Origin of the sequence: Phytopseudomonas straminea, from assembly GCF_900112645.1 — a bacterium.
Taxonomy (GTDB): Bacteria; Pseudomonadota; Gammaproteobacteria; order Pseudomonadales; family Pseudomonadaceae; genus Aquipseudomonas; species Aquipseudomonas straminea.
In genome coordinates this window covers 420,585-446,305 of sequence record NZ_FOMO01000005.1, presented here as the reverse complement: position 1 = coordinate 446,305, position 25,721 = coordinate 420,585, and the positions used below count along the sequence as shown (strand labels likewise).

The window sequence follows — 25,721 nt, the reverse complement described above, 5'->3', positions numbered from 1 at the left end:
GCGGCACTTCAGTTGCCGTCTGTAACGATGCCTGAAAAGCTGCGCGTTACCGGCCCGGTGAGAAAGACCGGGCCGATGCCATCCCACTGAACCGTCACGATACCCCCATCGCATTCGACCTCGACGGTGCTGTCCAGCAGGCCGCGCCTGATTCCATTGACTGCCGCTGCGCACGAGCAGGAGCCTGAACCGAGGGGAACACCGCCACCGCGCTCCCAGATGCGCAACCGGATATGCCGGCGGTTGATGACCTGGACGAAGTGGACGTTGGTCTTGCGGGGGAACAAGGGGTGAGTTTCGATCACCGTCCCTTGGGCTGCAACATCGAGGTGGGCCAGATCATCGACGAAATAGGTGCAATGCGGATTGCCCATGCTGCAGGCCGCGGGTTTACCCGCGAGTGACAGGGCGAGCGTGTCCTGCGCCTCTGCCAGGGGGACGTCCGCCCACCCAAGCAGTGGTTCGCCCATGTCCACGGTAATGGCACCGCTGCTGGTCCGTTCGCAGGTCAGCAAGCCGCGCCCGGTTCGAACGGTCACCTGAGTGGCATTCGACTCGTTCATCAGCAGGTCGGCCGCCCCGCGCGTCGCGCTGCCGCAGGCGTTGAGTACGCTGCCGTCAGCGTTCCAGAACAGCAGGTGTGCATCGGCGTCATCGCATGCGAGCAGCACTGCCAACTGATTGAAGCCAATTCCGTGGTTTCGGTCAGCGAGGTATCGAACCAGATCGCTCGTCACGGGGTTGTGCTTGTCTCTCGAGTCGACCAGTAGGAAGTCGTCCCCGTTGGCGTGCATTTTGTGAAAGCGCAATTCAGGTACGTTTCCCGCCATTGAGCAGCACTAGCGTCAGCAACCCGGCGACGATACCCCAGAACGCCGAGCCGACGCCGAACAGCGTCATGCCCGACGCGGTGACCAGAAAGGTGATCAGCGCCGCTTCGCGTTCCCTTGGCTCGCCCATGGCCTGGGTCAGGCCGCCGATGATCGAAGCGAACAGCGCCAGCGCCGCCACCGAAAGAATCAGCGCCTTCGGCAGGGCGGCGAACAGGGCGGCGAGGGTGGCGCCGAATAGCCCGGCGATCCCGTAGAAAATCCCGCACCAGACCGCGGCGGTGTAACGTTTGCGCGGATCTTCGTGGGCTTCCGGGCCGGCGCAGATCGCCGCGCTGATGGCCGCCATGTGGATGCCGTGGGAGCCGAAGGGCGCCATCAGGATCGATACCAGGCTGGTGGTGTTGAGCAGCGGCGAGGCCGGTACGTCGTAGCCGTTGGCGCGCAGTACGGCCATGCCCGGCAGGTTCTGCGAGGCCATGGCGACGATGAACAGCGGAATGCCAATGCTGATCGCCGCGGCGATGGAGAAGCTCGGCGTGGTCCACTCAGGGGTCGCCAGTTGCAGCTCGAACTGGGAAAAGTTCAGCAGCCCCAGCGCGCCGGCCAGCACGCAGCCGACCACCAGCGCACCGAGCACGGCGTAACGCGGCTGCAGGCGCTTGCCCAGCAGGTAGGTGAACAGCATGGCGATCACCAGCAGCGGTTGTTGCTCGGCGGCCACGCAGATTTCCAGGGCGATCTTGAACAGCACGCCGGCCAGCAGCGCCGCAGCGATGGAACCAGGGATGCGGCGCATGATGCGGTCGAAACTGCCGGTCAGGCCGCAGACCAGAATCAGTGCCGAGCAAACGATGTAGGCGCCGATCGCTTCACTGTACGGCACGCCGGGCAGGCTGGTGATCAGCAGCGCCGCTCCAGGCGTCGACCAGGCGACCATCACCGGGGCGCGGTAGCGCAGTGACAGGCCGATGCAGGTCACCGCCATGCCGATCGACAGCGCCCAGATCCACGAGGAAATCTGCCCGCTGCTCAGCCCGGCTGCCTGGCCTGCCTGGAACATCAGCACTAGGGAGCTGGTATAGCCAGTGAGCATGCCGATGAAGCCGGCCACCACGGCAGCGGTGGAGGTATCGGCCAGCGGGCGCAGGCGCGGTTGGCTGCTCTCGAGCATTACAGCACTCCTTTGAGGTCGGCGAGAATCGGGTACAGCGAGATCACCAGCAGCACGGCCATGCCGACATTGAAGACGCGCAGCACCGTGGCATTGCGCAGCCAGTTGCGCAGCAGGCTGCCAGCCACCGTCCACAGGCCTACGCAGGGTCCGCCGACCACGGCGAAGAGCGCGGCGATCAGCAGCACGTTGATCAGGAAATTCTCTTGCGGGGTGTAGGTGGCGATGGCGCCGATGGCCATGACCCACGCCTTGGGATTGACCCACTGGAACGCCGCAGCCTGCAGAAGCGTGAAGGGCTTGCCGCGTTCGCCACCGGTGCTGTCCGGCGCGCCGGAGCGGGCGATTTTCCAGGCCAGGTAAAGCAGGTAGGCGGCGCCCAGGTAACGGAGCAAGGTGTACAGCACCGGAAGCTGCTCGAACAGCTGACCCAGGCCCAGTCCCACGCAGATGATCAGCACCATGAAGCCAAGGCTGATGCCCAGCATGTGCGGCAGGCTGCGGCGCAACCCGAAGTTCACCCCGGAGGCGAGCAGCATCATGTTGTTGGGGCCAGGCGTGATCGAGGTGACGAAAGCGAAGGCGACGAAGGCGAGTAGCAGTTCCGTTGTCATTACAGGTTCTCCTGATTGAGCGACGACGATAAGGGCATTGGCCCAGCTCGTCGCCGTACAGCCCTCGCGATAAATAACCGTACAGTTGCGCTCACATCACTCGGCGGCGTGACCTGTACCGCTGAGCGCCTTGTTCACTGCCAACCACCCATCCACTGCGTGTTTGCCGCTTTCGTCGAAGGCGCGCTGCAGCAGCTTGACCTGCTCGCGGCGTAGCGCACGCTCCAGCTTGGCACCCTCGGCGGTGAGGCCGAGCAGGCGTTTGCGCTTGTCGTCCTCGGCGGTGACGCTCTGGGTCAGGTGCATTTCCATCAGCTGGCGCAGCGGGATGCTCAGCGCCTGTTTGCTCACCCCCAGGTAACCGAGTAGCTCGCTGACACTCAGCCCCGGATGTCGGGCGATGAAGAACAGGATGCGCTGATGCACCCGCGACAGGCCGCGGCGGGCGAGCATTTCGTCGGCCTTGGCGGTGAACGCTTGGTAGCCGAAGAAGAAGGCTTCCATCGCGGTTTGCTGATCGGCTGAATTTTTAAGGTCAATCATGTTGACGTATATATCTCGGGCGTCGTACTTTCGGTCAAGCAGTTTGACCTAGTTTCCATGAATTATCATCTGGTGACCCCATGGCCTTCTCCGAACGCATCACCCGCCTGAAAAGCTCCCTGATTCGCGAAATCCTCGCAGCCGCCCAGCGCCCGGAAGTGATGTCGTTCGCCGGTGGCCTGCCGGCCGAGGAAATGCTGCCGGTGCTCGATTGGTCGCAGATGCCCACCGGCATGGGGCAATACGGCATGAGCGAGGGCGAGCCGGCATTGCGTGAAGCCATCGCCGCAGAGGCCCGCCTGCTGGGTGTGCCCTGCGAAGCCAGCCAGGTACTTATCGTCAGTGGCTCGCAGCAGACCCTGGACCTGGCCAGCAAGCTGTTCATCGACCCGGGCACCAAGGTGCTGCTCGAAGCGCCAACCTACCTGGCGGCCTTGCAGGCGTTTCAGCTGTTCGGTGCCGATTGCGTGGCCGTGCCCCAGGAGGCCGACGGCCCGCAGCTGCAAGCGCTCGAAGCGCAGCTGGAGCGCCAGCGCCCGGCGTTCGCTTACCTGATTCCAACCTTCCAGAATCCCAGTGCGGTGCGCTACAGCGAAGCCAAGCGCGACGCCGTGGCGGCCCTGCTGGATCGTTATCAGGTCACGCTGATCGAGGATGAGCCGTACCGCGAGCTGGTGTTCGACGCCGGCAGTGCCACGCCCATCGTCAGCCGCCTGCGCAAGGCCAGCTGGATCTATACCGGTACCGTTTCCAAGACGCTGCTGCCCGGGCTACGTGTCGGTTACCTGATCGCGACGCCGGATCTGTTTCCCCATCTGCTGCGCCTCAAGCAGTCGGCGGACCTGCACACCAACCGCGTCGGCCAATGGCAGGCGCTGCAATGGCTGGGTACCGAGCAATACCGCGAGCACCTGGCCGAGCTGCGAGATTTTTATCGCCTGCGCCGTGATGCGATGCAGGCGGCGCTCGTCGAACACTTCAGTGAGCTGGCCGAGTGGCAGGTTCCCCAGGGTGGCCTGTTCTTCTGGTTGAAGCTCAAGCAGCCCCAGGACACGCGCCTGCTGCTCGATGCGGCGCTGGCGCAGAACGTGGCGTTCATGCCGGGTGAGCCGTTCTTCATCGACCCGGATCGTGAGCCCGGTTACCTGCGGTTGAACTTCAGCCACGTGGCACCGGAGCGCCTGGATGAAGGGCTACGCCGGTTGGCTGGCGTGGTACGTCAGGGATTGGCCGCGGACGCGGCGTGATTATCGGCAACGGGGGGATGAACATGTACAAGGTGTATGGCGATTACCGCTCGGGCAACTGCTACAAGGTCAAGCTGATGCTCAGCCTGTTGGGCAAACCGTTCGAGTGGGTGCCTATCGATATTCTCAATGGCGATACCCAGCGGCCCGAGTTCCTGGCCAAGAACCCCAACGGCAAGATTCCGGTGCTCGAACTGGAAGACGGCACCTGTCTGTGGGAGTCCAACGCCATCCTCAACTTCCTGGCCGATGGCAGCGAATTCCTCGAGACCGAGCCATGCCTGCGTACCCAGGTGTTGCAGTGGCAGTTCTTCGAGCAGTACAGCCATGAGCCGTATGTGGCGGTGGCGCGTTTCATTCAGCTGTACCAGGGCATGCCGGCTGACCGTCAGGAGGAATACAAGGTCTGCCAGGTTCGCGGCCACAAGGCGCTGCGGGTGATGGAGCGGCAACTGCAGCAGACGCCGTATCTGGTTGGCGATCGCTACACCATCGCCGACATCGCCCTGTACGCCTACACCCATGTGGCTCACGAGGGTGGCTTCGACCTCAGCGCTTACCCGGCCATCAATGCCTGGCTGGATCGCATCGCCAGCCACCCGAAACACGTGACCATGCTGGGCTGATAGCAGCGTCCGCTCTTGTAGCCTGGCGTAGAGCGCAGCGAAACCCAGGGATCGGTTTTCGCTGCTTACACATGCCGATAGCGAAACCGCTCCCGCACATCGCTTCGCTCAGTGACGGGCTACAGACGCAAATGACTACTTTCGCAACAACCGCAACCCATTGAACACCACCAGCAGGCTCACGCCGACATCGGCGAACACCGCCATCCACATGGTGGCGTGGCCGGTGACGGTCATGGCCAGGAAGACTGCCTTGATGCCCAGGGCCAGCACGATGTTCTGCTTGAGGATCGCCGCGGTCTGCTGAGACAGGCGGATGAACGCCGGGATCTTGCGCAGGTCGTCGTCCATGATCGCCACGTCGGCGGTTTCGATGGCCGTGTCGGTGCCGATCGCAGCCATGGCGAAACCGACATCGGCGCGTGCCAGGGCTGGGGCGTCGTTGATGCCGTCACCGACCATGGCCACCACGCCTTTCTGTGCGAGCAGGGTTTCGACGGTTGCCAGTTTGTCGGTGGGCAGCAGGTCGCCGCGGGCCTCGTCGATGCCAACCTGGGCGGCGATGGCCTGGGCGGTGTGCTGGTTGTCGCCGGTCAGCATGATGGTCTTGATGCCCATGGCGTGGAGGCTGGCGATGGCCTCGCGGCTGCTGTCCTTCAAGGTATCGGCGACGGCGAACAGGGCCAGGGGGCGGGTTTCGTCGCTGAGCACGATCACCGTCTTGCCCTGGCGCTCGAGTTCATCGAGTCGGGTTTCGAGCGCCGCCGAACACAGGCCCAGCTCCTCGAGCAGGCGATGGTTGCCCAATTGGTAGCGCTGGCCATCGATCACGCCCCGCACGCCGCGCCCGGCCAGGGCTTCGAATGCCTGTACCTCGGCCAGCTCGATACCCTGTTGCCGGGCTGCACTGGCCACCGCCAGGGAAACCGGGTGGTCGGAACGGGCAGCCAGGCTGGCGGCGAGTATGTGGTAACGGGCGGCATCCTCGCCCAGCGCCTGGTAGTCGGTCTGCACCGGCTTGCCGTGGGTGAGGGTGCCGGTCTTGTCCAACGCCAGGTGAGTGATGTGTCGGCCGTTTTCCAGGTACACGCCGCCTTTGACCAGAATGCCCTTGCGCGCCGCTGCGGCGAGGCCGCTGACGATGCTTACCGGCGTGGAAATCACCAGCGCACAAGGGCAGGCGACCACCAGCAGGACCAGGGCGCGATACACCCAGTCGAACCAGCTGCCACCCAGCAACAATGGCGGCACCACGGCCACCGCCAGGGAGAGCAGGAACACCAGCGGCGTGTAGATGCGCGCGAAACGGTCGACGAAGCGCTGCGTCGGTGCGCGTGCGCCTTGAGCCTCTTCGACGGCCTTGATGATGCGTGCCAACGCGCTATTGCTGGCTGCGGCGCTGACCTGGTATTCCAGTGCGCCGCCCTGGTTGATGGTGCCGGCGAACAGGGTATCGCCCACGGTTTTCTCGATGGGCAGGTTTTCCCCGGTGATTGGCGACTGGTCCACCGTCGAGTGCCCGTCGAGTACCTGGCCGTCGAGGCCGATGCGCTCACCCGGTCGCACCCTCACCACGCTGCCGATGGCCACCTGGGCGACGTCGAGCGCCTGCCAGCTGCCGTCGGCCTGGCGTACCGTCGCCTGTTCCGGGGTCAGGGCCATCAGGCCGCGAATAGCGTTGCGGGCGCGATCCAGGGATTTCGCCTCGATCCGCTCGGCGATGGCGAACAGCACCATGACCATGGCCGCCTCGGGCCACTGCCCGATCAGCACGGCGCCGGTCACGGCGATGCTCATCAGCGCATTGATGTTCAGGTTGAAGTTTTTCAGGGCGATCCAGCCCTTCTTGTAGACGTCGAGCCCAGCCGTGAGGATGGCGCCCAGGGCGATCAGTGCGACCACCCACTCCGGCGCGCTGTCGGTGAAGTGCACCAGTTCGGCCATGAAGGCGGCCACGCCGGCACCGATCAGCCGCCACGGCAAGCCGCTGGCCACAGGCTCGGCGGGCGCGGCCTGGGCTTCGCTTTCGAGTTGTGGGGTGAAGCCGAGCCCGCGGATCGCCAGCAGGGCGGGCTCCAGGGCGTCCGGGCGGTGGCGAATGGTCAGCACCCGCTGCATGAGGTTGAACTGCAGCGCCTCGATGCCGGGCTGATGGGCCAGCTTGTCGCTGATCAGGCGTTCCTCGGTCGGGCAGTCCATCTGCTCGATACGCACGCGGGTCTCGGCGGCCAGGGGTAGCGCCTGCATGCCCAGGCTGGCGATCGCCGCGATCACCTGCGGCGCGGCGCCGGCCTGATGCTCGACGACAAGGCTGCGGTTGAGCAGATTGAACTGCAGGTCGTGCACCTCGGGCATGGGCTGCAGCTTGCCGCGGATCAGGCTCTCCTCGGTCGGGCAGCACATCTGTTCGATGCGCAGTGCACTGCTCTCCGTGGCGAGATCTGCCTGGCTGCCTGCAGGCTCACTGATTCCCGCGACCAATTGGCTGCCCGGCGTGCAGCACGCAGGCTTCGTATCGCTCGCGCAGCAGCCTGCCTGAGGGTGTACGGGTTTTGGAGCATGGTCATGATCACAGCAATTCGACATGGGGGCTCTCCCAACTATCCTGTTGCAGAGTGAACACCCTGTAGCCACTATAGGGTCAAGCATCGGAGGAAAGTGATCATGAAAATTGGCGAATTGGCGACGGTTACCGGTTGTCAGGTGGAAACCATCCGCTATTACGAGCGTGAAGGATTGCTGCCCGCGCCCCAGCGTAGCGAAGGCAACTACCGTCTTTACCTGCCGGAGCACGTCGAGCGGCTGACCTTCATCCGCAATTGCCGCACCCTGGACATGACGCTCGACGAAATTCGTGAGCTGCTCAGCCTGCGCGGCCGGCCAGCGGAAAACTGCGAGGCCATCAACAGCCTGATCGACGAGCATATCGAGCACGTCAACGCGCGGATCGCCAGCCTGCAGTCGCTGCAGGAGCAACTGGTCGAGCTGCGCAACAGCTGCCTGGCGGATCAGCAATCATCGCCGTGCGAGATCATCCGGCAACTCAGTACCAGCGATACGCTGCACGCCGAGAAGGATGTTTCTCATGTCGGCCGGGCGCATCGGCACTAGCGGGCTGCTGAAGAACTTGCCTCGCCTACGTTTTTCAACGACCTGTTAGTCGCGCGGCTGCAAGTTGGGCATAATCGGGCTCTGTCTGTCATTGCCTGCTCGGTATCCGATGTCTTGCCGTCCGCTTCGCATCCTGCTGCTCTGCCTGCTGGCGCTGGCCTTGCCCGCCCAGGGCATCGCCGCGGTCGGCATGCAGGCGGGCATGGCGCTTTCGATCGGCGGTCACGGTCATGCCATGCATCTCTCGGGTGATACGCATTCGTGCGACGCGGATTGTGCTCATCATCAGCAGCCCGCCAAGCAGAAGGCGCCCGGGCACGCGGCCTGCAGCCTTTGCGTGTTCTGCGTCGGCGTGGTCGCCTTGAGCCCTGGCGTGCTCTCGGCCACGCGGTTGCCGCTGTATCGGCCGCAGGCTGCCTGGCATCAACATTTCCTCGAGCACATTGCCGACACCCCGGATCGGCCCCCTCGCGCACTCATCGGCTGAATCATTTCCGCGAAACGCCACCTGCCGGCAATAACGCCCGTCAGGTGACCCGCGTGCTGTCGTGCACGCCGATGACGAGCCAACGAGGCAAACAAGATGCGCAAAACCACAACCCTTATCAGCAGCCTGGCGCTTGCCGCGCTGCTCCAAGCGCCAGTGCTCGACGCTGCCGAGCATGAGCATGCTGGCGGCCATGGTGCCGGCCACGCTACGCAAGACGCCGCACAGAAGCCCTGGGGAGTTCCTGCAGATGCTGCCAAGGCCACGCGCACCGTGCACATCCGCATGAACGATCAGATGCGTTTCGTGCCGGATCGGCTGGAGGTCAAGGCCGGGGAAACGGTGCGGCTGGTGCTGCACAACGACGGGCAACTGCTGCACGAGTTCGTGCTGGGCGACAAGGCGCAACTGGATGAGCACGCTGCCATGATGTTGCGGCAGCCGAACATGGCGCATACCGGCATGGACATGCTGCACGTGCAGCCAGGTGAGGAGGGTGAGGTGACCTGGACGTTCGACCGGGCGGGCACCTTCGACTTCGCTTGCCTGATCGCCGGGCATTACCAGGCCGGCATGGTCGGCAAGGTTGCGGTAATGCAGTAAGAGCAAGGCGCGGCTGGAGTGGTTTCCGGCTGCGCCTTTGTCTTTCCGATCAATGTCGCCGCGACGCTTGCGGGGCTTCCCCGGCTTTCGCTTCGCGGCGTAACGCCGGGCTACCGGCGTTACGCCGCGAAGCGCTGTTCCAGATAGGCTGCAATGGCCTTGGATTCGTACAGCCAGGTGCTCTGGCCGTTTTCTTCGATGCGCAAGCAAGGCACCTGGATCTTGCCACCCTGGCTCTCCAGATCGCTGCGGGCTGCGGCATCGTTCTTGGCATCGCGCAGCGCTACGGGTACGTTGAGGGCATGCAGCTTGCGGCGAATCTTCACGCAGAATGGGCAGGCCTTGAACTGATACAGCGCCAGGTTGCCGGCGGCCTGTTCGACCGCAGCCTGCGCCTCGGGCGCGCGCTTCATCTTGGCCGGGCGGGTGGCGATGTCGCCGAGGACGATCAGTTGGCCGAGGCCCAGGCGCAGTGCCTTGATAATCATGATGAGTACCTGCAGAAGTGAACGGCGCGCAGCTTACCTGAGTTGAGCCATCGGCCCAACCGGCAAGGGCCTGTTGCCGTTTCAGCGCGGCCGTGCGTGAAGCGGTAACAGACCCCAGCGCTTGCGGCATAATGTTGCGCCCAGTTGATCCTCACGGCCGATGCGATGAAACCCGAAGACCTGAAATTGTTGGTAAGCCGCGAGATGCCCTTCGGCAAGTACAAGGGGCGGCTGATTGCCGACCTGCCGGGCCACTACCTCAACTGGTTCGCCCGGGAAGGCTTTCCGAAAGGCGAGATCGGCCAGTTGTTGGCCTTGATGCAGGAGATCGACCACAACGGCCTGTCGGCACTGCTCGACCCCCTGCGCAGCAAACCGCGCCAGCCACCGCGCGGCTGATCAGCCTTCGACGAGGCGCTGCTCGAGATGCTCGACGATGCTGTCGGGCTTTAGCACCAGCACGTCGCTCTCCAGTGTGTCGAGAATCACCTCGGCGGTATTGCCGATCAGCGCGCCGCTGAAACCGGTGCGCGCCACCGTGCCAATCACCGTCACCGCTGCGTGCAGCTCGTGGGCGAGTTTGGGGATCAGCACATCGGCCGGGCCTTCGGCGATATGCAGGTGCTCGTCATCGATATCGTAGGTGTTCTGAAACGCCTCGCATTCCTGGCGATAGCGCTCCTCCACGGTATCGCGCAACTGGAAGGTCGGATCCGCGGCGGTCAGCATGGGCGATGGATGGGCGCTGAGCACGTGCAGCTCGGCCTTGGCCAGCTTGGCGATGTCGTAGCCATGCTCGATGATCAGGGTGTGCAGCGCGCGGTGCTCGCCGTCGATGTTGCCCACGTCGACCGCCGCCAGCACAGTGCCGCCGCTCCAGGGCGTCAGGGTTTTCACCAGTAGCACCGGGCAGGGGCAATAGCGCAGCAGCTTCCAGTCATCGGGCGTCAGCAGCGCTTTCTTGAGGGGATTGTCAGGGCGATGCTGCTTGATCACCAGGCCACAACCTTCGGTCTGCTGGGCATGGGCGATGGTGTCGTGCAGGCTGCCGCGCCAGGCCTGCTGGGCGCTGACACTGTAACCATCCTGCTGCAACGCATTGCATAGCTGACGCAGATGCCCGCTGTGATCCACCGACTCGTCGCAGATCAGCAGATGCAAGTGGGATTGCGTGACCCCGGCGATCAGTTTGGCGCGCTTGAGCGCCAGGGTGTCGGCGTGTTCCGGCTCGATGACCACGAGAATGCTGCGGATGGCTTGCATGGCGTGTTCCTCTGCGTGCGGCGATGGTTATCAATATAGAGGGTGCTTTCGCAGCAAGTTCTTGATCGGTATCAAACCCGGCGGCTGGTGGTTGCCGTCGGCGGCCTTATAATGGCCGGCTTGATGCCTGGCGCTGCCTGTACCGCCTCCTGGTGGGCAGGCGTTTCGGGCTTTTCTCTTTTCGTTGCTCATGGGCCATGCACGTGTCATCTCCCGTCACAGTTTCAGATCAGTCACCCGCTACCGGCCGCCGCAGCGCCACGCCGAGCCTGCCGGAAATCCATGAATTCCTCGGCTGCCGCACGCCCCAGGCCTGGGTCGAAGCAGCGCTGGCCAATCAGGACATCATGCTGATCGACCACAAGAATTGCGAATTCAAGGCGGCCAGTACAGCGCTGAGCCTGATGGCCAAGTACAGCTGCCATGTCGATCTGATCAACATGATGTCGCGCCTGGCCCGTGAGGAGCTGGTACATCACGAGCAGGTGCTGCGCATCATGAAGCGCCGCAAGATCGGCCTGCGTCCGGTATCCGCGGCACGCTACGCTTCGGGGCTGCGCAAGGTGACGCGTAATCATGAGCCGCAGAAGCTGGTCGACACCTTGGTGGTCGGCGCCTTCATCGAGGCGCGTAGCTGCGAGCGCTTCGAGGCGATCGTGCCGCATCTGGACGAAGAACTGGGCAAGTTCTACTACGGCCTGTTGAAAAGCGAGGCCCGGCATTTTCAGGGCTACCTGAAATTGGCGTACCAGTATGGCGATGCCGCCGACGTTGAACAGGTGATCGAGCGGGTGAGGGCGGTGGAGCAGGAACTGATCGAGTCGCCCGACAGCGAGTTTCGCTTCCACAGCGGTGTTCCGCAGGCGTAGGCGGGATTCATCGCAGAAAATCCCGGGTATCGCGTCGCTCAACGCCGGGCTACCTGTGATCTCAGTCCAGAGCGAAAGGGGTCTGGTTGAAGCCGTTCTCGTCGATCTGCAGCGCCCAGCCCTGCTTGTCCCAGTCGCCGAGCACGATGCGCCTGGCCGGCTGACCATCGACCTGTAGCTCATGCACGGCAGGGCGGTGGGTATGGCCGTGGATCAGCGTCTGCACACCGTATTGCGCCATCACCCGCTGTACTTCCTCGGGCGTGACGTCGACGATGTCGCTGGCCTTCATGCGTGTCTGCGAGCGGCTTTCCGAACGCAGTTTGCGCGCCAGCTTGTGGCGGCTGTTGAGCGGCAGATTGCGCAGGATGAACAGGCTCAGCGGGTTGCGCAGCAGGCGGCGCATCTTCTGGTAGCCCACATCCAGGGTGCACAGGCTGTCGCCATGCATCAGCAGGACCTTTTCGCCATTCAGGGTCACCATGTGGGGATCGCCGAGCAGGGTGCAGCCCGCCTCGCGGCAGAACGCCTTGCCAAGCAAAAAATCGCGGTTGCCGTGCATCAAGTAGATGCGCGTGCCGCCGTCGCCGAGGCGCTGCAGAGCCTCGGCGATACCTCGCTGGAACGGCGTCATGGCATCGTCGCCGATCCACACTTCGAAAAAATCGCCCAGGATGTACAGCGCCTCGGCCTGGCGCGCCCGGGTGTCGAGAAAATGCAAGAACGCCCGGCTGATGTCCGGGCGCTCCTCTTCAAGATGCAGGTCGGAGATCAGCAGGATCACTCGACGATCTCGGCCTTCTCGATGATCACGTCGTCGGCTGGAACGTCCTGGTGGCCGGACTTCATGGTGGTGGACACACCCTTGATGGCTTCGACCACGTCCAGGCCTTCGACCACTTCACCGAACACCGCGTAGCCCCAGCCCTGTACGGTCGGCGCGCTGTGGTCGAGGAAGGTGTTGTCGGCGACGTTGATGAAGAACTGCGCGCTGGCCGAGTGCGGTTCCATGGTACGGGCCATGGCCACGGTGCCGGTCTTGTTGGAGAGGCCATTGTTGGCTTCGTTCTTGATCGGCGAGCGAGTCGGCTTCTGCTTCATGCCCGGCTCGAAACCGCCGCCCTGGATCATGAAGTTGCCGATCACGCGGTGGAACACGGTGCCGTCGTAGTGGCCGCTCTTCACGTATTCCTTGAAGTTGGCGACGGTTTCCGGCGCCTTGTCTTCGAACAGTTTGAGGGTGATGACGCCGTGGTTGGTGTGCAGCTTGATCATGTGGTTAATCGCTCTGTCGAGAAAAACGCGGGCCGCTTCAGGCTGACCGGGGCTTTAAAGCTGCCCGAAGGTCAGTGAGCAGGCACCAAGGCCTGTCAGGGGGTTGACAGCTTGGGCTATGATAAGCGCTTTGTTTTAGTCGGCCTACCCTGTGCCGCAATCCACGCGCTAAGGACACCATGAGCAAGCCCACCGTCGAAAAAGCCGCCAACTTCCTGCTGCCCATCGTTCAGGCCGATCTGGACGCTGGCAAGCACACCAAGATCATCACCCGTTTCCCGCCGGAGCCCAACGGCTACCTGCACATCGGTCACGCCAAGTCGATCTGCCTGAACTTCGGCCTGGCCCAGGAATTCGGTGGCGCGTGCAACCTGCGTTTCGACGACACCAACCCGGCCAAGGAAGACCAGGAATACATCGACGCCATCAAGGACGACGTCCGCTGGCTGGGCTTCGAGTGGGCCGGTGAGGAGCGCTACGCGTCCAACTACTTCGACCAGTTGCACGACTGGGCCGTCGAGCTGATCAAGGCCGGCAAAGCCTATGTCGACGACCTGACCCCGGACGAGGCCCGCGAATACCGCGGCACCCTGAACACCCCCGGCAAGGACAGCCCGTACCGCGAGCGCAGCGTGGAAGAGAACCTCGACCTGTTCGCCCGCATGAAGGCCGGCGAGTTCCCGGATGGCGCCCGCTCGCTACGCGCCAAGATCGACATGGCCTCGCGCAACATGAACCTGCGCGACCCGATCCTCTATCGCATTCGCCATGCTCACCATCACCAGACCGGTGACAAGTGGTGCATCTACCCGAGCTACGATTTCACCCATGGCCAGTCCGATGCCATCGAAGGCGTGACCCACTCGATCTGCACCCTGGAGTTCGAGGATCACCGCCCGCTGTACGAATGGTTCCTGGCCAACCTGCCGGTGCCGGCGCAGCCGCGTCAGTACGAGTTCGCCCGGCTGAACCTGAACTACACCATCACCAGCAAGCGCAAGCTCAAGCAGCTGGTCGACGAGAAGCACGTCAACGGCTGGGACGACCCGCGCATGTCGACGCTCTCGGGCTACCGCCGCCGCGGCTATACGCCGGCATCGATCCGCACCTTCTGCGACATGATCGGCGTCAACCGCGCCGGCGGCCTGGTGGATATCGGCATGCTGGAATTCGCCATCCGCGAAGACCTGGATGCCAACGCCTCGCGCGCCATGTGCGTGCTCAAGCCGCTCAAGGTGGTGATCAGCAACTATCCGCAGGGCCAGGTCGAGAACCTGGAGCTGCCGCGTCATCCCAAGCAGGACATGGGCACCCGCGTGCTGCCGTTCTCCCGCGAGATCTACATCGACGCCAGCGACTTCGAAGAAACTCCGCCGGATGGCTACAAGCGCCTGATTCCCGGTGGTGAAGTGCGCCTGCGCGGCAGCTACGTGATTCGCGCCGACGAAGCCATCAAGGACGCCGCCGGCAACATCGTCGAGCTGCGTTGCTCCTATGACGAGAACACCCTGGGCAAGAACCCGGAAGGCCGCAAGGTCAAGGGCGTGATCCACTGGGTGCCGGCTGCCGAGAGCGTCGAGTGCGAAGTGCGCCTGTACGATCGTCTGTTCCGCTCGGCCAACCCGGAGAAGGCCGAAGAGGGCGGCAGCTTCCTCGACAACATCAACCCCGAATCCCTGGTGGTGCTCACCGGCTGCCGTGCCGAGCCGTCGCTGGCCCAGGCCGGCGCCGACGACCGCTTCCAGTTCGAGCGCGAAGGCTACTTCTGCCTCGACAAGGACTCCAAACCGGACGCATTGGTGTTCAACCGCACCGTCACCCTACGTGACTCCTGGGGTCAGTAATGGCGCTTTCCATCTACAACACCCTGAGCAAGGTCAAGGAACCGCTCAAGCCGCTGATCGGTAATCAGGTGCGTATGTACGTGTGCGGCATGACCGTGTACGACTTCTGCCACATCGGCCACGCCCGGGTGATGGTCGCATTCGACGTGGTCACTCGCTGGCTGCGCCATCGCGGCTATGACGTGACCTACGTGCGCAACATCACCGACATCGACGACAAGATCATCAAGCGTGCCAACGAAAACGGCGAGCCGTTCGAGGCGCTGGTCGAGCGTATGATCGCGGCGATGCACGAGGACGAAGGCCGCCTGAACGTGCTGCGCCCGGACATCGAGCCGCGCGCCACCGGGCATATCACCGGCATGCACCAGATGATCCAGACCCTGATCGACAAGGGCTACGCCTACGCGCCGGGCAATGGCGACGTGTATTACCGCGTCACCAAGTTCGAAACCTACGGCAAGCTGTCGCGTCGCAAGATCGACGAACTGAAGATCGGTGCGCGCATCGAGGTTGATGAAATCAAGGAAGACCCGCTGGACTTCGTGCTGTGGAAAGCCGCCAAGCCGGGCGAGCCGAGCTGGGAGTCGCCGTGGGGCAAGGGCCGGCCGGGCTGGCACATCGAGTGCTCGGTGATGTCCACCTGCTGCCTGGGCGAGACCTTCGACATTCATGGCGGCGGCCCGGATCTGGTGTTCCCGCACCACGAGAACGAAATCGCGCAGAGCGAGGCAGCCACCGGCAAGCAGTACGCCAATGCCTGGATGCATGCCGGCGCGGTGCGCGTGGATGGCGAGAAGATGTCCAAGAGCCTGGGCAACTTCTTCACCATTCGCGAGGTGCTGGAGAAGTACCACCCGGAGGTGGTGCGCTACCTGCTGGTATCCAGCCATTACCGCAGTCCGATCAACTACTCGGAAGAGAGCCTGCGTGAAGCCAAGGGCGCTCTGGAGCGTTTCTACAATGGCCTCAAAGGGTTGCCGAGTGCCGAAGCTGCTGGTGGCGAGGTGTTCGTCGAGCGCTTTGCCGCGGCTATGGACGACGACTTCAACTCGCCCGAAGCCTGCGCCGTGCTGTTCGAGATGATTCGCGAGATCAATCGCCTGCGCGAGTCGGATGTGCAGGCGGCTGCCGGTTTGGCGGCTCAGCTCAAGGCGCTGGCCGGCCTGCTCGGTGTGTTGCAAATGGAGCCGGATGCCTTCCTCAAGGCCGGTGCCGAAGGTAAGGTCGACGCTGCCGAGGTCGAGGCGCTGATCGCTGCGCGCCTGCAGGCCCGTGCCGACAAGAACTGGGCAGAGAGTGACCGCATCCGTGACCAGATCACTGCGCTCGGCGTGGTGCTCGAAGATGGCAAGGGCGGCACCACCTGGCGCCTCGCCGAATAATCGCCCGCAGCACCCAAAAGGCCGCTAACGCGGTCTTTTCATTTCCAGACATCACCACGGAAACCCCATGCTGACCCGCTACAAACTGCTGCTCTCCAGTGCCCTGACTCGCTACTTCCCGCGTACCGCCGCCTACCTCGAGGCCGAGAAGCAGGCTGCTTCCGAGCGCGCAAAGGTCGCGGCGAAGAAGCCGCTGGCGCAGAAGAAGAGCGCAGCAACAAAACGCGCTGCCAAGCGGGTGAGCGCTGACAAAGCCAAGGGAGAGCCGGCAACAAAAAAGCCGGTAAGGCGCGCTAGCGCCGGCATCTACTCGTCAGCGGCGATCAAGGTAACCGCAGCCCAGGAGCAGGCGATGCGCGAGACCTTGGCGCGGGCCGTCGCGGCGGGCGTTATCGGCGCGCCATCCGACGAGCAGTGGGCGATGATTCTCTGTCGCCAGCCGCTGACGCGGATCTTCGCCGGAGCGGGTTCAGGCAAGTCGACCACCCTGGTGCTGCGGGTGGTGTTCATGCTCTGTCACCTGAATGTCGAGCCTGAACGATTGACGGTGATTTCCTTTACCAACGCCTCCTGCGCCGAGCTGCGTGAACGACTGGTGAGCGTGCTCGGCTTCTGGCAGTTCTCGGCGGATGTCGGCCCGTGCGTCCGTACCTTTCATTCCGCGATGGGCGTGCTGGCGCGCCAGGTTCTGGGCAATCCCGCCTGGTTCGAGCAGTTGGGTGATAAACGCGCGTCGGCGAGCGAGCCGGACAACCCATTGGGGGGAGGGCGTCTGGGGTCTGCACAAACACGCCTGCTCAAGGATGCTTATCAGGCCTGCTATGCCGATGACCCGACTTTCCGCGGCTGGGTTCACGAGCTGCTCGGCTCCCCGCTGCCCGATCCGCAAAAGGCGTTGCCGAAGGCGCCCATGGACCCGTTCCGGCTGGCGGGTGAGCTGCATGCCGCGCCGCTGTTCGAGGTGTTCTACGCCCAGGCCGGTTTCATCGAGAGCATCGGCATACCCATCGAGCGGATGACGGTAGCCGCGCTGGCCTGCTCGCCAGCCGAGCGAACCTTTCTCCTGGCGTTGCAGGCATTCTGGAAGGCCTTTGGTGGCCAACTGAGCCAGCAAGGGCTGATGACCTTCAATGGCGCCTTCCAGCAGCTGACGCACATGCTCGATGAGGCTGATGGGCGTTTGAGTGCGGAGGCGCTGCAGGGCTTCTCCCATCTGCTGATCGATGAATTCCAGGACATCTCGCCGCAGATCGTGCAATGGCTGCAGGCACTGCACCGGCGCCTGGCCGGCACGGCCACGGCTGTCAGCCTGATGGCCATCGGTGATGACTGGCAGTCGATCTATGGTTGGCGGGGCAGTTCCCCGGAGCTGTTCATGGCCTTCGATCGGCACTTTCCGAGCAAAGGCAAGGGCAAGAGTGCGGTGCTGTTGCTGCAAGCCAATTATCGTTCCATCGAGCCGGTGATTCGCGACGCAGAGTCCATACTCGACGCCGTGGCCTTCAAGCAGGACAAGGTGACCACGCCGATCCGCCCCACACCGGCGGGCGGCCATGGCGTGAAGTTGATGACGCCGTTCGACCTGGCCCGTGACATGGGTGAGCTGCAGCGGGCCATCGCAGCGCAATGCGCCTATGCGCGTGACATCGGCTCCAGAGAGCGCACCGCGGTGCTGCTACTGGGGCGCCGCAATGACACCCTGAAGGACGTTCAGGCCGGTCTCGACCGCAAGTTGCCGGTAAAGGCCTATACCATTCACCGCGCCAAGGGGCTGCAGGCCGAGGTGGCGATCATCGTCGACGACTGCCTGCCGCCTACGCCTCATCCACTGCGTAACGCGCTATATGCCTACTGTGGCTTCTTCGCCAACAGCTACGACCAGGCGATAGCGGACGAAAGCCTGCGCCTGGGCTATGTGGCCGTTACCCGAGGCGTCAGCCGGGTGCTGTGGTTCGTGCGCAAACCCCAGGGCGCCACACGCTCACTGGGCTGAAATGAAAACGGCGCCACCTGGGCGCCGTTCTTGCAGCTAGCACAGAGCGTCAGGCGTGCAGGTGCTCCGCGGCGTGCAGGGTGTTTTCCAGCAGGCAGGCGCGGGTCATCGGGCCAACGCCGCCGGGCACCGGGGTGATCCAGCCGGCGCGGGGCAGGGCGGTCTCGTAGACCACGTCGCCGATCAGCTTGCCATCGGCCTGACGGTTGATGCCGACGTCGATGACGATCGCGCCTTCCTTGACCCACTCGCCCTTGACCAGGCCCGGCTTGCCTGCGGCGACCACGACGATATCGGCCTGTGCCACGTGGCCGGCCAGGTCCTTGGTGAAGCGATGGGTGACCGTCACCGTGCAGCCGCCCAGCAGCAGTTCCATGGCCATCGGGCGGCCGACGATGTTCGAGGCGCCTACCACCACCGCGTGCATGCCATAGAGATCCTGGCCGGTGCTGGCCAGCAGGGTCATGATGCCCTTCGGCGTACAGGGGCGCAGCAGTGGCATGCGCTGCGCCAGGCGGCCGATGTTGTAGGGATGGAAGCCGTCCACGTCCTTGTCCGGGCGAATACGCTCGAGCAGAAGCGAAGCATCCAGGTGGGCCGGCAGCGGCAACTGAAGCAGGATGCCGTCGATGCTGGCGTCTTCGTTGAGCGAGTCGATCAGGTCGCGCAATTCGTCCTGGCTGGTTTCGGCGCTCAGATCATAAGCGCGGGAGATGAAGCCGACTTCCTCGCAATCCTTGCGCTTGTGCGCGACATAAACCTGAGAGGCGGGGTCGCTGCCGACCAGGATCACTGCCAGGCCGGGTGCGCGCAGCCCCTGCTCGCGTCGTTCGGCGACGCGCTGGGCGATCTGCTGGCGGATATTGGCGGCAATCGCTTTGCCATCTATCAGTTGTGCGGTCATTGCGCTTGGTTAACCATCGAAAGGGAGAAAAAAGGACGCGCATTCTCGCATGGCATTAAGGAAGGGCAAAGGCGGCAGAACGCAGATTTGGTGTAACTCCTTTATCTAACTGAATTTTTTTCGATTTGGGTGTTGACGCCTTCAGGGTGCCTCTATAAGATGCGCACCACTTGGCGAGCACAGCACCTCACAGGGTGAGGCGGCAAGAGCAGCGACGAAAGTGGTTGCGCTGGTCGAAGCTTGAAGTCTGCTATGGTGGATGGATAAGTGCCCGTAGCTCAGCTGGATAGAGCATCCGCCTTCTAAGCGGATGGTCGCAGGTTCGAGTCCTGCCGGGTGCGCCACTAGGTGTGTCGGCACAAGTAAGCAGTAAAGCAATATGGTGGGCGTAGCTCAGTTGGTAGAGCACAGGATTGTGGCTCCTGGTGTCGAGGGTTCGATCCCCTTCGTCCACCCCATATTCTGAAAACGCCAGGCCCTAAAAAGCCTGGCGTTTTTGTTTGGAAAATGTATTACCACGCGGACGTGGTGGAATTGGTAGACACACTGGATTTAGGTTCCAGCGCCGCAAGGCGTGAGAGTTCGAGTCTCTCCGTCCGCACCATGTAAGTAGCTGATTTCAAAGGGCTGTAGACCGATCTACCCTAAATTGGGAACGGATTTGGGAACACTTTGGGAACAGCGAACGAAAAAGGCAGCCTGCGAAGGCTGCCTTTTGTCGTTTCTGGCGGGGCGATTTACAGCTCCAAGTCGCGCTCCAGAATGCCGATCATGTCGGCACCGTCGCGGTTGATCCATTTGCCGTAGTGGCGCCAGATCATGGCGGTAGAGGTGTGGCCCATCTGCTCGGCGATCCAGTCCACCGGCACCGCGCCGGTGCTCAGCAGTTGGCTCGCGTAGGTATGCCGGCAGTTGTTCGGCCCACGGTAGCGAACGCCCACCGCATGCAGGTGCGGCTTCCAGAAGCCTTTGAGCAGCATGTCTGAGCTTGAGTGAGCGGCGCCTGTGGTGGTGCAGTGGAAGACGAACCGCACCGCTTGTCGCTTCTTCGTCTTGTTGTCCCGGTCGGTGACCTCGATTTGCACCGGTCGGCACTTCTCCGTGAATCTCCGTTGGGCCAGCAGTGCCTCCAGCGCTGGCCGCAGCAGGCGCACCTCACGTGTTGATCGCCGGGTTTTCGTCACCTTGTAATGGCCGCGCACCTGTGAGCGCCGAAACTTCACCGTGCCGTTCTTCAAGTCCACGTCCTCCCAGGCGAGCGATATTGCCTCGGACACCCTTGGGCCTGCCCAGATCATGAATTGAGCCAGATTCAGTTCCTGCTGGCGTTCTGACGGGCCTTGCAGGATGTCCCGGATCTCATTGCGCGTAAATGGGTCTGCTTCGTCAGGGTCTGGCAGGCGAACGGTCAGACCCTCAGTTGGGTCGTGGGCTGATCGGTTACGGGTCCTGTAGATCACGTACACCTGCCGCATGATGTTCAGGATTTCGCGGACCGTCTTGTTGTGCAGCTTCGGAAGCAGTTCCTTTTGCAGCCAGGCTTGCAGGTCCAGGTGGTCGATCATGTCGGCCTGGTGTGAGCCCCAGCGTGGGCGGATATGGTTCTCCAGCTTGCTCTTGTAGGTGCGGAAGCCTGACGGCGCCATTTCGTTGCGCTTGATATCCAACCATAGGTCCATAAAGTGCCCCAAGGTATTACCTACCAGCCTGGGTGAGTTGGGGAAATGCCGGGCGTAGCTGAAGGTGCCCGATGCGATTTCGTAGTTGATGATGCCGACCAGACGTTCAGCGTTTGCTATCACTGCCTTGGTCGCGGTACCGGGGATTGGCTCACGGCAGAGCTCGCCCTCGTACCGAAAATACACACGCACGCGGTTGCCGCGTACTTCAACGCCGTCTGCCATTGGTGCCTCGGGAAAAGCCTAAAAGCCCAGTCTATGGGCCGCAAATGAGTGCGGCCCGTTGCCGGGCCTAGAATGAATTTGACGGTGTTCTAGCCGCCCTATGGATCGCTAGCGCGCATAACGGCGGCGCTCCTGCTTGGCCTGTTTCTTCGCGGCTTGCTCGGCCATGTGAGTTTGCCAGTAGGCGTCTTTCATCTTCTGGCGGATGCGGCTGCACTTGGCGTGTTTACGGGTGGAGCGGGCCTTGCCGCAGATGTCGCAGATGCTGGACATATCCAGGCGGCTGCCGGCGAGTGGGGGCCTGGTGCGGGCTGGCGGTGTGGTAGGCTCTGCGCCGCCGCCTTGGGGTTGATGTGCTTGCATGGTGCTTCTCCTTTGGGGTGGTTGGCGTCGGGGGTTGCAGCCCCCGGCGCCGCTCTTTTCCGGTCTGGCCGGTGTCAGCTGAGGCGGTATTGCTTGCCGTCCTCGATCACGTAGAAATCCACGTCCTTCTTGCGGTACACGCCGCCCACGCCGCCGTGCACGATGTAGTCGCCGTAGGGCGCCGCAGCCACGCGCACGGGAAATAACTTGTCGCCCTGGTGAGCGTACTGGCTGGACTTTTTGATCACCGCATACAGCTGCTGGCCATAGGGGCGGCAGCCGTCCGGGCCGTGTGCCGCTTCGAATCCGAGCCATGCAGCTCGTGTTTCGACGTTGTAAAACTGCTGGTCTGCAGGGTTACGCTGCATGTCGTAGCCGCGGGGCTTTGCCCAGTCTTCAAAGGCCATGGCCAGTTCCAGGTTGAGCATGGTGCTTCTCCTTCGGGTGTCGCCCAGGCGTTGCAGCGCCTGGGCGGTTGGGTCAGTGGGTGAGGGCCAGCAGCAGGTCGGGGGTGGCGTTGGCGCCGGCGGCGAGCAGCAGCAGGGCGATGCCGCTGCCGATCAGGGTGGCGATGACGCTGCTTGGGGTTTCGTCGTTCATGGCTCAGTCCTCGATCGGGCCGCGAGTGCGGCCAACGGTGTGCCAGGCCATCACGCGTACGTGAGCTTTCGCCGCTTCCAGGGCGGCGGCCGGGACGTGGAACAGGATGTCGAGGAAGTCGAGCAGGGCGATCAGTTGGGCGTGATTGCGGGCGTCGCGGATCTTGAGCTGCGCATTCACCTGGTCGGCCAGCTCGTAGGCCAGCGCTTCGGCCTTGCCCATGCAGAAGACGGCCATGTCCTGGTGCTGCTGCACCTTGGTCAGGAACTCAGCGAGGTCGCTGATGTGCAGCGCGTAGAGCGCCTGTACTGCGGCCTGGTTGTCAGCGGTGCGTGCCGAGCTATCCAGATCCAGCGCGATGGAGCGCGAGCGCAGCACCGGGTGATCGCCACCGACGATGGCGAGCGCGCCGCGAAAGCTGACCTCCCTTGACTCTGGTTCCCCCATGACCGCCCACCTGCGCAGTACGGTGCCCGCTTCATAGCAGGCTTCGAACGGTGGCTCGTATCCAGGGGCTGGGCGTTCGGACTCGTCGACGACGACAGGCCGGTTGACCGCCTTAGCCAGTTTGCTGATCAGTGCGGCAAAGGTCGCGTTGGTCTGAAAGACGGTGTCTGCGGGCTTGCCGGACAGCCGCCACAGGTTGTCGACCAGGGTCGTTTTGCCGCTGCCCGCGTCACCGTTGATCTGCAGGATGGGGTACGTGCCCTGCAGGTTGCGGATGCGCTCGGCGTGGTAGGCGCCGGCCCACCAGGCCAGGGCGACGAGGCCCTTGGCGCCGAACGCGGTGGTGAACAGCTCCAGCCATTTCGGGGTTTGTTGGTTTTGCATGGTGCTTCTCCTTTGGGGTTGTTGCCCGGGCGTTGCAGCGCCTGGGCGGTGTTACGCCTTGAACACCCAGCACTTCACGGTGGCTGGGCGTTGGGCGAGCGGGTTGCGCTGGTTGAAGGCGCTGCGCACGGCGCTGTCGACGGCGCGGTTGGTGTCCAGGCAAGGGCGTGAGCGGCTGAGCTTGAGCAGCGTGCGCAGGGTGGCCACGTCGGCCAGCTTCTGTTTGTGCTCGGCGGCGCGCTCGGCGAATTCGTTGAGGTTGATGGCGATCAGGTCCGGCTTCTTGCTGTGGTTCACCACCGGGTCATCGCTGAGCGACTGCAGGTACTCGTACACGTCCCAGAAGGTGCGCACTTCGTCCGGGTCCGCGTTGATGGCGCCCTGGCGGTCCAGTGCCATGGCCAGCAGCTCTTCGCGGGTGGTGCGCAGTTGCTCGTCGGTGATGGGCAGCACCAGGCGCAGCGCATCGAGCAGGGCGAGCATCTGCGCGTGGTTCTTGATGATTCGCTCCACGCGGATTTCGCGCATGGCGCGCAGCGTTTGCTCGTGCACCTTCACCTGCTCGCGGAACACCTCCAGCACCTTCTGTTCGGCCTTGGTGGCCAGCAGCAGGAAGTGGCTCACGTCGCTGGCCTGCAGGTGGTTGAGGTTGTCCGCCGCGGCGCGGCTGGCACTGGTGACGGTGGGGCGCATGAAGTGCAGCTTGACGATGCGCGTGAGGATTGCCTCGGAGGCTGCGACCGTAGCGTTCTGGCTGAACACCAGGGAAGCGCGGAAGGGCGGCGCGTTGGTGTCGTTGCCGCCGTTCTTCACCCCGGTCAGGCCCAGGCCGCGGCCGTTGTACAGCGGCTTGAACTGGTCGAAGTCGAAGGCCTTGCCTTGGCCACCCTCGGGGTCGCTACGGTCGGCCTCGAGCACCACCACCGGCATGTTGGCCGTCTGGCTCAGCCAGCGGCGCAGGCCGGCCTTGGTCATCTTGAGCGGGTCGTCGCCTTCTTCGTCCTGCCGGCCGAGCAGCTTCCAGAGGAACATCAGCAGTGTGGACTTGCCCGCGCCGGCCTCGCCGGTCACCTCCAGGAACGGGAAAGACTGAAATTCGGCGCGGATCTGCTCGGCGAACAGCGAGCCGAACCAGTAGGTCAGGGCCACCAGGCCCTGAGCGCCGAAGCATAGCCACAGCCAGTCGAGCCACTCCGTGCGGTAGTCGTGGGCGTCGCCGTTGATCTCCATGCGGATCGACTTCTGCAGCGTTTTCAGGCGCAGCTTCTTGAACTCGAAGTAATCCTCGGCGTTCACGCGCTCAAGCTGGCCATTGCGCACCGCCAGGTCGCCGAACACGTAGCAGCCGTGCTCGCGGCTGTAGCCCACGTAATCGATGGTTTGTACGGTTTTCAGGCCGAACAGCTGGTCGCGCATGATCTTGTCGAGCTGGGCGCCGCTGCCGGTGAACACCGCGCCGGCGGCCATGCCCAGCAGGCGCTTCTTGAACTCGCTGGCAGCCGCCACCTGGCCGCCGGTGAAGGTGTTGCGCACGGTGGGTTCGTCGTGCGGGAAGTCCACCCGGAAGTAATACCAGGATTCGTCCGTGACCTCGTTGCGCTGGAAGTACAGCGCCTCGGGGTAGCAGTTGGCGATCTCCACCACGCCGCCGCACTGGCGCAGCGCCTTTTCGCGGCGCTGCTTGTCGTCGAGCAACTGGTCTTCGTGGCGGTCTGAGCCCTCCAGCTGCTGCATGGCCTTGTTGAATTTCTCCAGGTCCATCTTGAACCAGTACAGGCGGTTCTCGAAGACGAAGTGAAATTCGTAGCGTTCGCGCCATTCGTACATGAGCACGCCTTTCTCGGCGGCGGTCTCGGCCAGTAGCAGGGAGCCGTGGTAGCGGGCTTCCTCGATATCGCGGTGGATGCGGTCCGCACGTTGCTCGGCGTTGTCGATGAATTGCCAGCGCTGGTGCAGGTCGTTCCAGTCCACCTTGCGGTCCCGCTGGGGGATCTGCGCCGCGTTGCAGTTGTAGCCCAGCTCGCGGGCCATGGCGGCATGCTTGCGAATGTAGCGGCGTGCGCCGGGCTCGTTATCCAGCGCCCACACCAGTGCCGGCAGCTTGCCGCCGCGGTTGCGGGCTAGTTCCTTGAGGGCTTCGAACGGGAAGGCGCCCGAGCTCATGGCCGACACGGCGGCGATGCCATGGTGGGTGAGGGCGATAGCGTCGAAGATACCCTCGACTATCCACAGCTCCTTTACCTCGGACAGGTCCACACACGGCGGGCACCACCAGTAGCCCTTGGGCGACTTGCCTGGGGCGAAGCGCGCCTTCTGCTTGCCAAAGCGGTGCGGGCGGTCAATCAGCCGTTCCCAGTAACCACCGTGCTCCAGGGCGAAGCGCACGGTTGCGCTACCGGCGCCGGCCTCGCGGCTCCAGAAGTTCTCCTGGGTGTACCAGCCCTTGATCAGCGCCAGGTCGAAGCCGCGAGCGAACTGCAGGTAGCTGTCGGCCGAGGCATTGGGCGCAGCATCGGTGGCCGGCGCGCGAGTGCTCCAGTCGTCGAACAGATCCTCGTACAGCTCCTTGATGTGCCACTGCTCGCCGCACTTGCTCTCGCGGCCGCACTTGATGAACCACGGCTCGTCGCTACGCGAATACAGCTCCCGCTTGCCGCAACTGGGGCACACGCCCTTGCGCAGGTACTTGGTGCCCTTGGTTGGCTGCAGGTTGTATTCGGTTTCCAGCCGGCGCAGCACCTCGGCGCGCACGGCGTTATCCATCGCC

General features: G+C 63.5%; 25 protein-coding genes and 3 tRNA genes. 13 read left to right on the top strand and 15 right to left on the bottom strand.

The features are described from left to right. Positions 1-8: 8 nt before the first annotated feature. The 4 genes from dapF to BM279_RS15215 all read right to left on the bottom strand — a co-directional run bounded on the left by dapF (position 9) and on the right by BM279_RS15215 (position 3,161). The gene (gene dapF, locus BM279_RS15230; protein ID WP_093505010.1) at positions 9-830 is read right to left on the bottom strand and encodes a diaminopimelate epimerase; all 822 of its coding nucleotides are present in this window, start codon (positions 828-830) and stop codon (positions 9-11) included. Then, positions 811-2,004, bottom strand: a complete 1,194-nt coding sequence (locus tag BM279_RS15225) for a benzoate/H(+) symporter BenE family transporter (protein WP_093505008.1) — start codon at positions 2,002-2,004, stop codon at positions 811-813. The genes dapF and BM279_RS15225 overlap by 20 nt, the downstream gene beginning before the upstream one ends. Beyond that, entirely contained in the window at positions 2,004-2,618 is a 615-nt protein-coding gene (locus BM279_RS15220; protein WP_093505006.1) for a LysE family translocator, read from the bottom strand. Before BM279_RS15220 ends, BM279_RS15225 begins: the two co-directional genes overlap by 1 nt. Positions 2,619-2,714: 96 nt before the next feature. After that, entirely contained in the window at positions 2,715-3,161 is a 447-nt protein-coding gene (locus tag BM279_RS15215) for a MarR family winged helix-turn-helix transcriptional regulator (protein WP_093505004.1), read from the bottom strand. Between the two features lie 80 nt (positions 3,162-3,241). Here BM279_RS15215 and BM279_RS15210 point away from each other — a divergent pair, with 80 nt between their 5' ends. Together BM279_RS15210 and BM279_RS15205 are read left to right on the top strand one after the other, a co-directional pair. Then, the gene (locus BM279_RS15210; RefSeq protein WP_093505002.1) at positions 3,242-4,408 is read left to right on the top strand and encodes an aminotransferase-like domain-containing protein; all 1,167 of its coding nucleotides are present in this window, start codon (positions 3,242-3,244) and stop codon (positions 4,406-4,408) included. A gap of 23 nt (positions 4,409-4,431) precedes the next feature. After that, the gene (locus BM279_RS15205) at positions 4,432-5,034 is read left to right on the top strand and encodes a glutathione S-transferase family protein (RefSeq protein ID WP_093505119.1); all 603 of its coding nucleotides are present in this window, start codon (positions 4,432-4,434) and stop codon (positions 5,032-5,034) included. 135 nt (positions 5,035-5,169) lie between these two features. Here BM279_RS15205 and BM279_RS15200 read toward each other — a convergent pair whose 3' ends face one another. Beyond that, positions 5,170-7,281: a heavy metal translocating P-type ATPase gene (locus BM279_RS15200; RefSeq protein ID WP_244154170.1), complete on the bottom strand. Its 2,112-nt coding sequence runs from the start codon at positions 7,279-7,281 to the stop codon at positions 5,170-5,172. 417 nt (positions 7,282-7,698) lie between these two features. Between BM279_RS15200 and cadR the strand changes: the two genes are divergently transcribed. The 3 genes from cadR (at position 7,699) to BM279_RS15185 (ending at position 9,235) form a co-directional block, all read left to right on the top strand. Next, positions 7,699-8,145 carry a Cd(II)/Pb(II)-responsive transcriptional regulator gene (gene cadR / locus BM279_RS15195; protein WP_075930373.1) on the top strand — a complete coding sequence of 149 codons (447 nt, stop codon included), beginning with the start codon at positions 7,699-7,701 and terminating at the stop codon, positions 8,143-8,145. A gap of 109 nt (positions 8,146-8,254) precedes the next feature. After that, entirely contained in the window at positions 8,255-8,632 is a 378-nt protein-coding gene (locus BM279_RS15190) for a hypothetical protein (protein ID WP_093504998.1), read from the top strand. A 96-nt stretch (positions 8,633-8,728) separates the two neighbouring features. Next, positions 8,729-9,235: a cupredoxin domain-containing protein gene (locus tag BM279_RS15185; RefSeq protein WP_093504996.1), complete on the top strand. Its 507-nt coding sequence runs from the start codon at positions 8,729-8,731 to the stop codon at positions 9,233-9,235. A gap of 119 nt (positions 9,236-9,354) precedes the next feature. On the opposite strand, the gene BM279_RS15180 is transcribed toward BM279_RS15185, so the two are convergent. Continuing rightward, on the bottom strand, positions 9,355-9,723 hold the full coding sequence (locus BM279_RS15180; RefSeq protein WP_013791333.1) for a glutaredoxin family protein: 369 nt from the start codon (positions 9,721-9,723) through the stop codon (positions 9,355-9,357). A 165-nt stretch (positions 9,724-9,888) separates the two neighbouring features. On the opposite strand from BM279_RS15180, the gene BM279_RS15175 reads away from it, so the two are divergent. Next, entirely contained in the window at positions 9,889-10,122 is a 234-nt protein-coding gene (locus BM279_RS15175; protein ID WP_013791334.1) for a DUF3820 family protein, read from the top strand. Here the strand turns inward: BM279_RS15175 and BM279_RS15170 are convergent, their stop codons facing one another. Beyond that, on the bottom strand, positions 10,123-10,986 hold the full coding sequence (locus BM279_RS15170) for a universal stress protein (protein WP_093504994.1): 864 nt from the start codon (positions 10,984-10,986) through the stop codon (positions 10,123-10,125). A 197-nt stretch (positions 10,987-11,183) separates the two neighbouring features. Between BM279_RS15170 and BM279_RS15165 the strand changes: the two genes are divergently transcribed. Next, on the top strand, positions 11,184-11,855 hold the full coding sequence (locus tag BM279_RS15165) for a MiaE family protein (RefSeq protein WP_013791336.1): 672 nt from the start codon (positions 11,184-11,186) through the stop codon (positions 11,853-11,855). A 61-nt stretch (positions 11,856-11,916) separates the two neighbouring features. Here the strand turns inward: BM279_RS15165 and lpxH are convergent, their stop codons facing one another. Further along, entirely contained in the window at positions 11,917-12,639 is a 723-nt protein-coding gene (lpxH, locus tag BM279_RS15160; RefSeq protein WP_093504992.1) for a UDP-2,3-diacylglucosamine diphosphatase, read from the bottom strand. Continuing rightward, a complete protein-coding gene (locus tag BM279_RS15155; RefSeq protein WP_075930369.1) occupies positions 12,636-13,130 on the bottom strand; it encodes a peptidylprolyl isomerase in 495 nt (164 codons plus the stop codon). Before BM279_RS15155 ends, lpxH begins: the two co-directional genes overlap by 4 nt. 179 nt (positions 13,131-13,309) lie before the next feature. Here BM279_RS15155 and BM279_RS15150 point away from each other — a divergent pair, with 179 nt between their 5' ends. The 3 genes from BM279_RS15150 (at position 13,310) to BM279_RS15140 (ending at position 18,352) form a co-directional block, all read left to right on the top strand. After that, positions 13,310-14,974, top strand: coding sequence for a glutamine--tRNA ligase/YqeY domain fusion protein (locus tag BM279_RS15150; protein ID WP_093504990.1), 1,665 nt, complete (start codon positions 13,310-13,312; stop codon positions 14,972-14,974). After that, entirely contained in the window at positions 14,974-16,359 is a 1,386-nt protein-coding gene (gene cysS, locus BM279_RS15145) for a cysteine--tRNA ligase (protein WP_093504988.1), read from the top strand. Before BM279_RS15150 ends, cysS begins: the two co-directional genes overlap by 1 nt. A 67-nt stretch (positions 16,360-16,426) precedes the next feature. After that, a complete protein-coding gene (locus tag BM279_RS15140; protein ID WP_093504986.1) occupies positions 16,427-18,352 on the top strand; it encodes a UvrD-helicase domain-containing protein in 1,926 nt (641 codons plus the stop codon). Between the two features lie 49 nt (positions 18,353-18,401). Here BM279_RS15140 and folD read toward each other — a convergent pair whose 3' ends face one another. Continuing rightward, a complete protein-coding gene (gene folD / locus BM279_RS15135; RefSeq protein ID WP_093504984.1) occupies positions 18,402-19,256 on the bottom strand; it encodes a bifunctional methylenetetrahydrofolate dehydrogenase/methenyltetrahydrofolate cyclohydrolase FolD in 855 nt (284 codons plus the stop codon). Between the two features lie 267 nt (positions 19,257-19,523). Between folD and BM279_RS15130 the strand changes: the two genes are divergently transcribed. From BM279_RS15130 to BM279_RS15120, 3 genes are all read left to right on the top strand, one after another. Further along, positions 19,524-19,600 (top strand) — tRNA-Arg (locus tag BM279_RS15130). Positions 19,601-19,638: 38 nt separating this feature from the next. Then, positions 19,639-19,714: transfer RNA gene (locus tag BM279_RS15125), tRNA-His, on the top strand. 61 nt (positions 19,715-19,775) lie between these two features. Further along, positions 19,776-19,860 (top strand) — tRNA-Leu (locus BM279_RS15120). A gap of 133 nt (positions 19,861-19,993) precedes the next feature. On the opposite strand, the gene BM279_RS15115 is transcribed toward BM279_RS15120, so the two are convergent. The 5 genes from BM279_RS15115 to BM279_RS15095 form a co-directional block, all read right to left on the bottom strand. Continuing rightward, a complete protein-coding gene (locus BM279_RS15115; protein WP_093504982.1) occupies positions 19,994-21,160 on the bottom strand; it encodes an Arm DNA-binding domain-containing protein in 1,167 nt (388 codons plus the stop codon). A 108-nt stretch (positions 21,161-21,268) separates the two neighbouring features. Further along, positions 21,269-21,523, bottom strand: coding sequence for a hypothetical protein (locus BM279_RS15110; protein ID WP_093504980.1), 255 nt, complete (start codon positions 21,521-21,523; stop codon positions 21,269-21,271). 74 nt (positions 21,524-21,597) lie between these two features. Next, the gene (locus BM279_RS15105) at positions 21,598-21,951 is read right to left on the bottom strand and encodes a hypothetical protein (protein WP_093504978.1); all 354 of its coding nucleotides are present in this window, start codon (positions 21,949-21,951) and stop codon (positions 21,598-21,600) included. A gap of 175 nt (positions 21,952-22,126) precedes the next feature. Then, positions 22,127-22,954: a hypothetical protein gene (locus tag BM279_RS15100; protein ID WP_093504976.1), complete on the bottom strand. Its 828-nt coding sequence runs from the start codon at positions 22,952-22,954 to the stop codon at positions 22,127-22,129. A gap of 51 nt (positions 22,955-23,005) precedes the next feature. After that, a complete protein-coding gene (locus BM279_RS15095; RefSeq protein ID WP_093505117.1) occupies positions 23,006-25,717 on the bottom strand; it encodes a toprim domain-containing protein in 2,712 nt (903 codons plus the stop codon). Positions 25,718-25,721 lie beyond the last annotated feature (4 nt).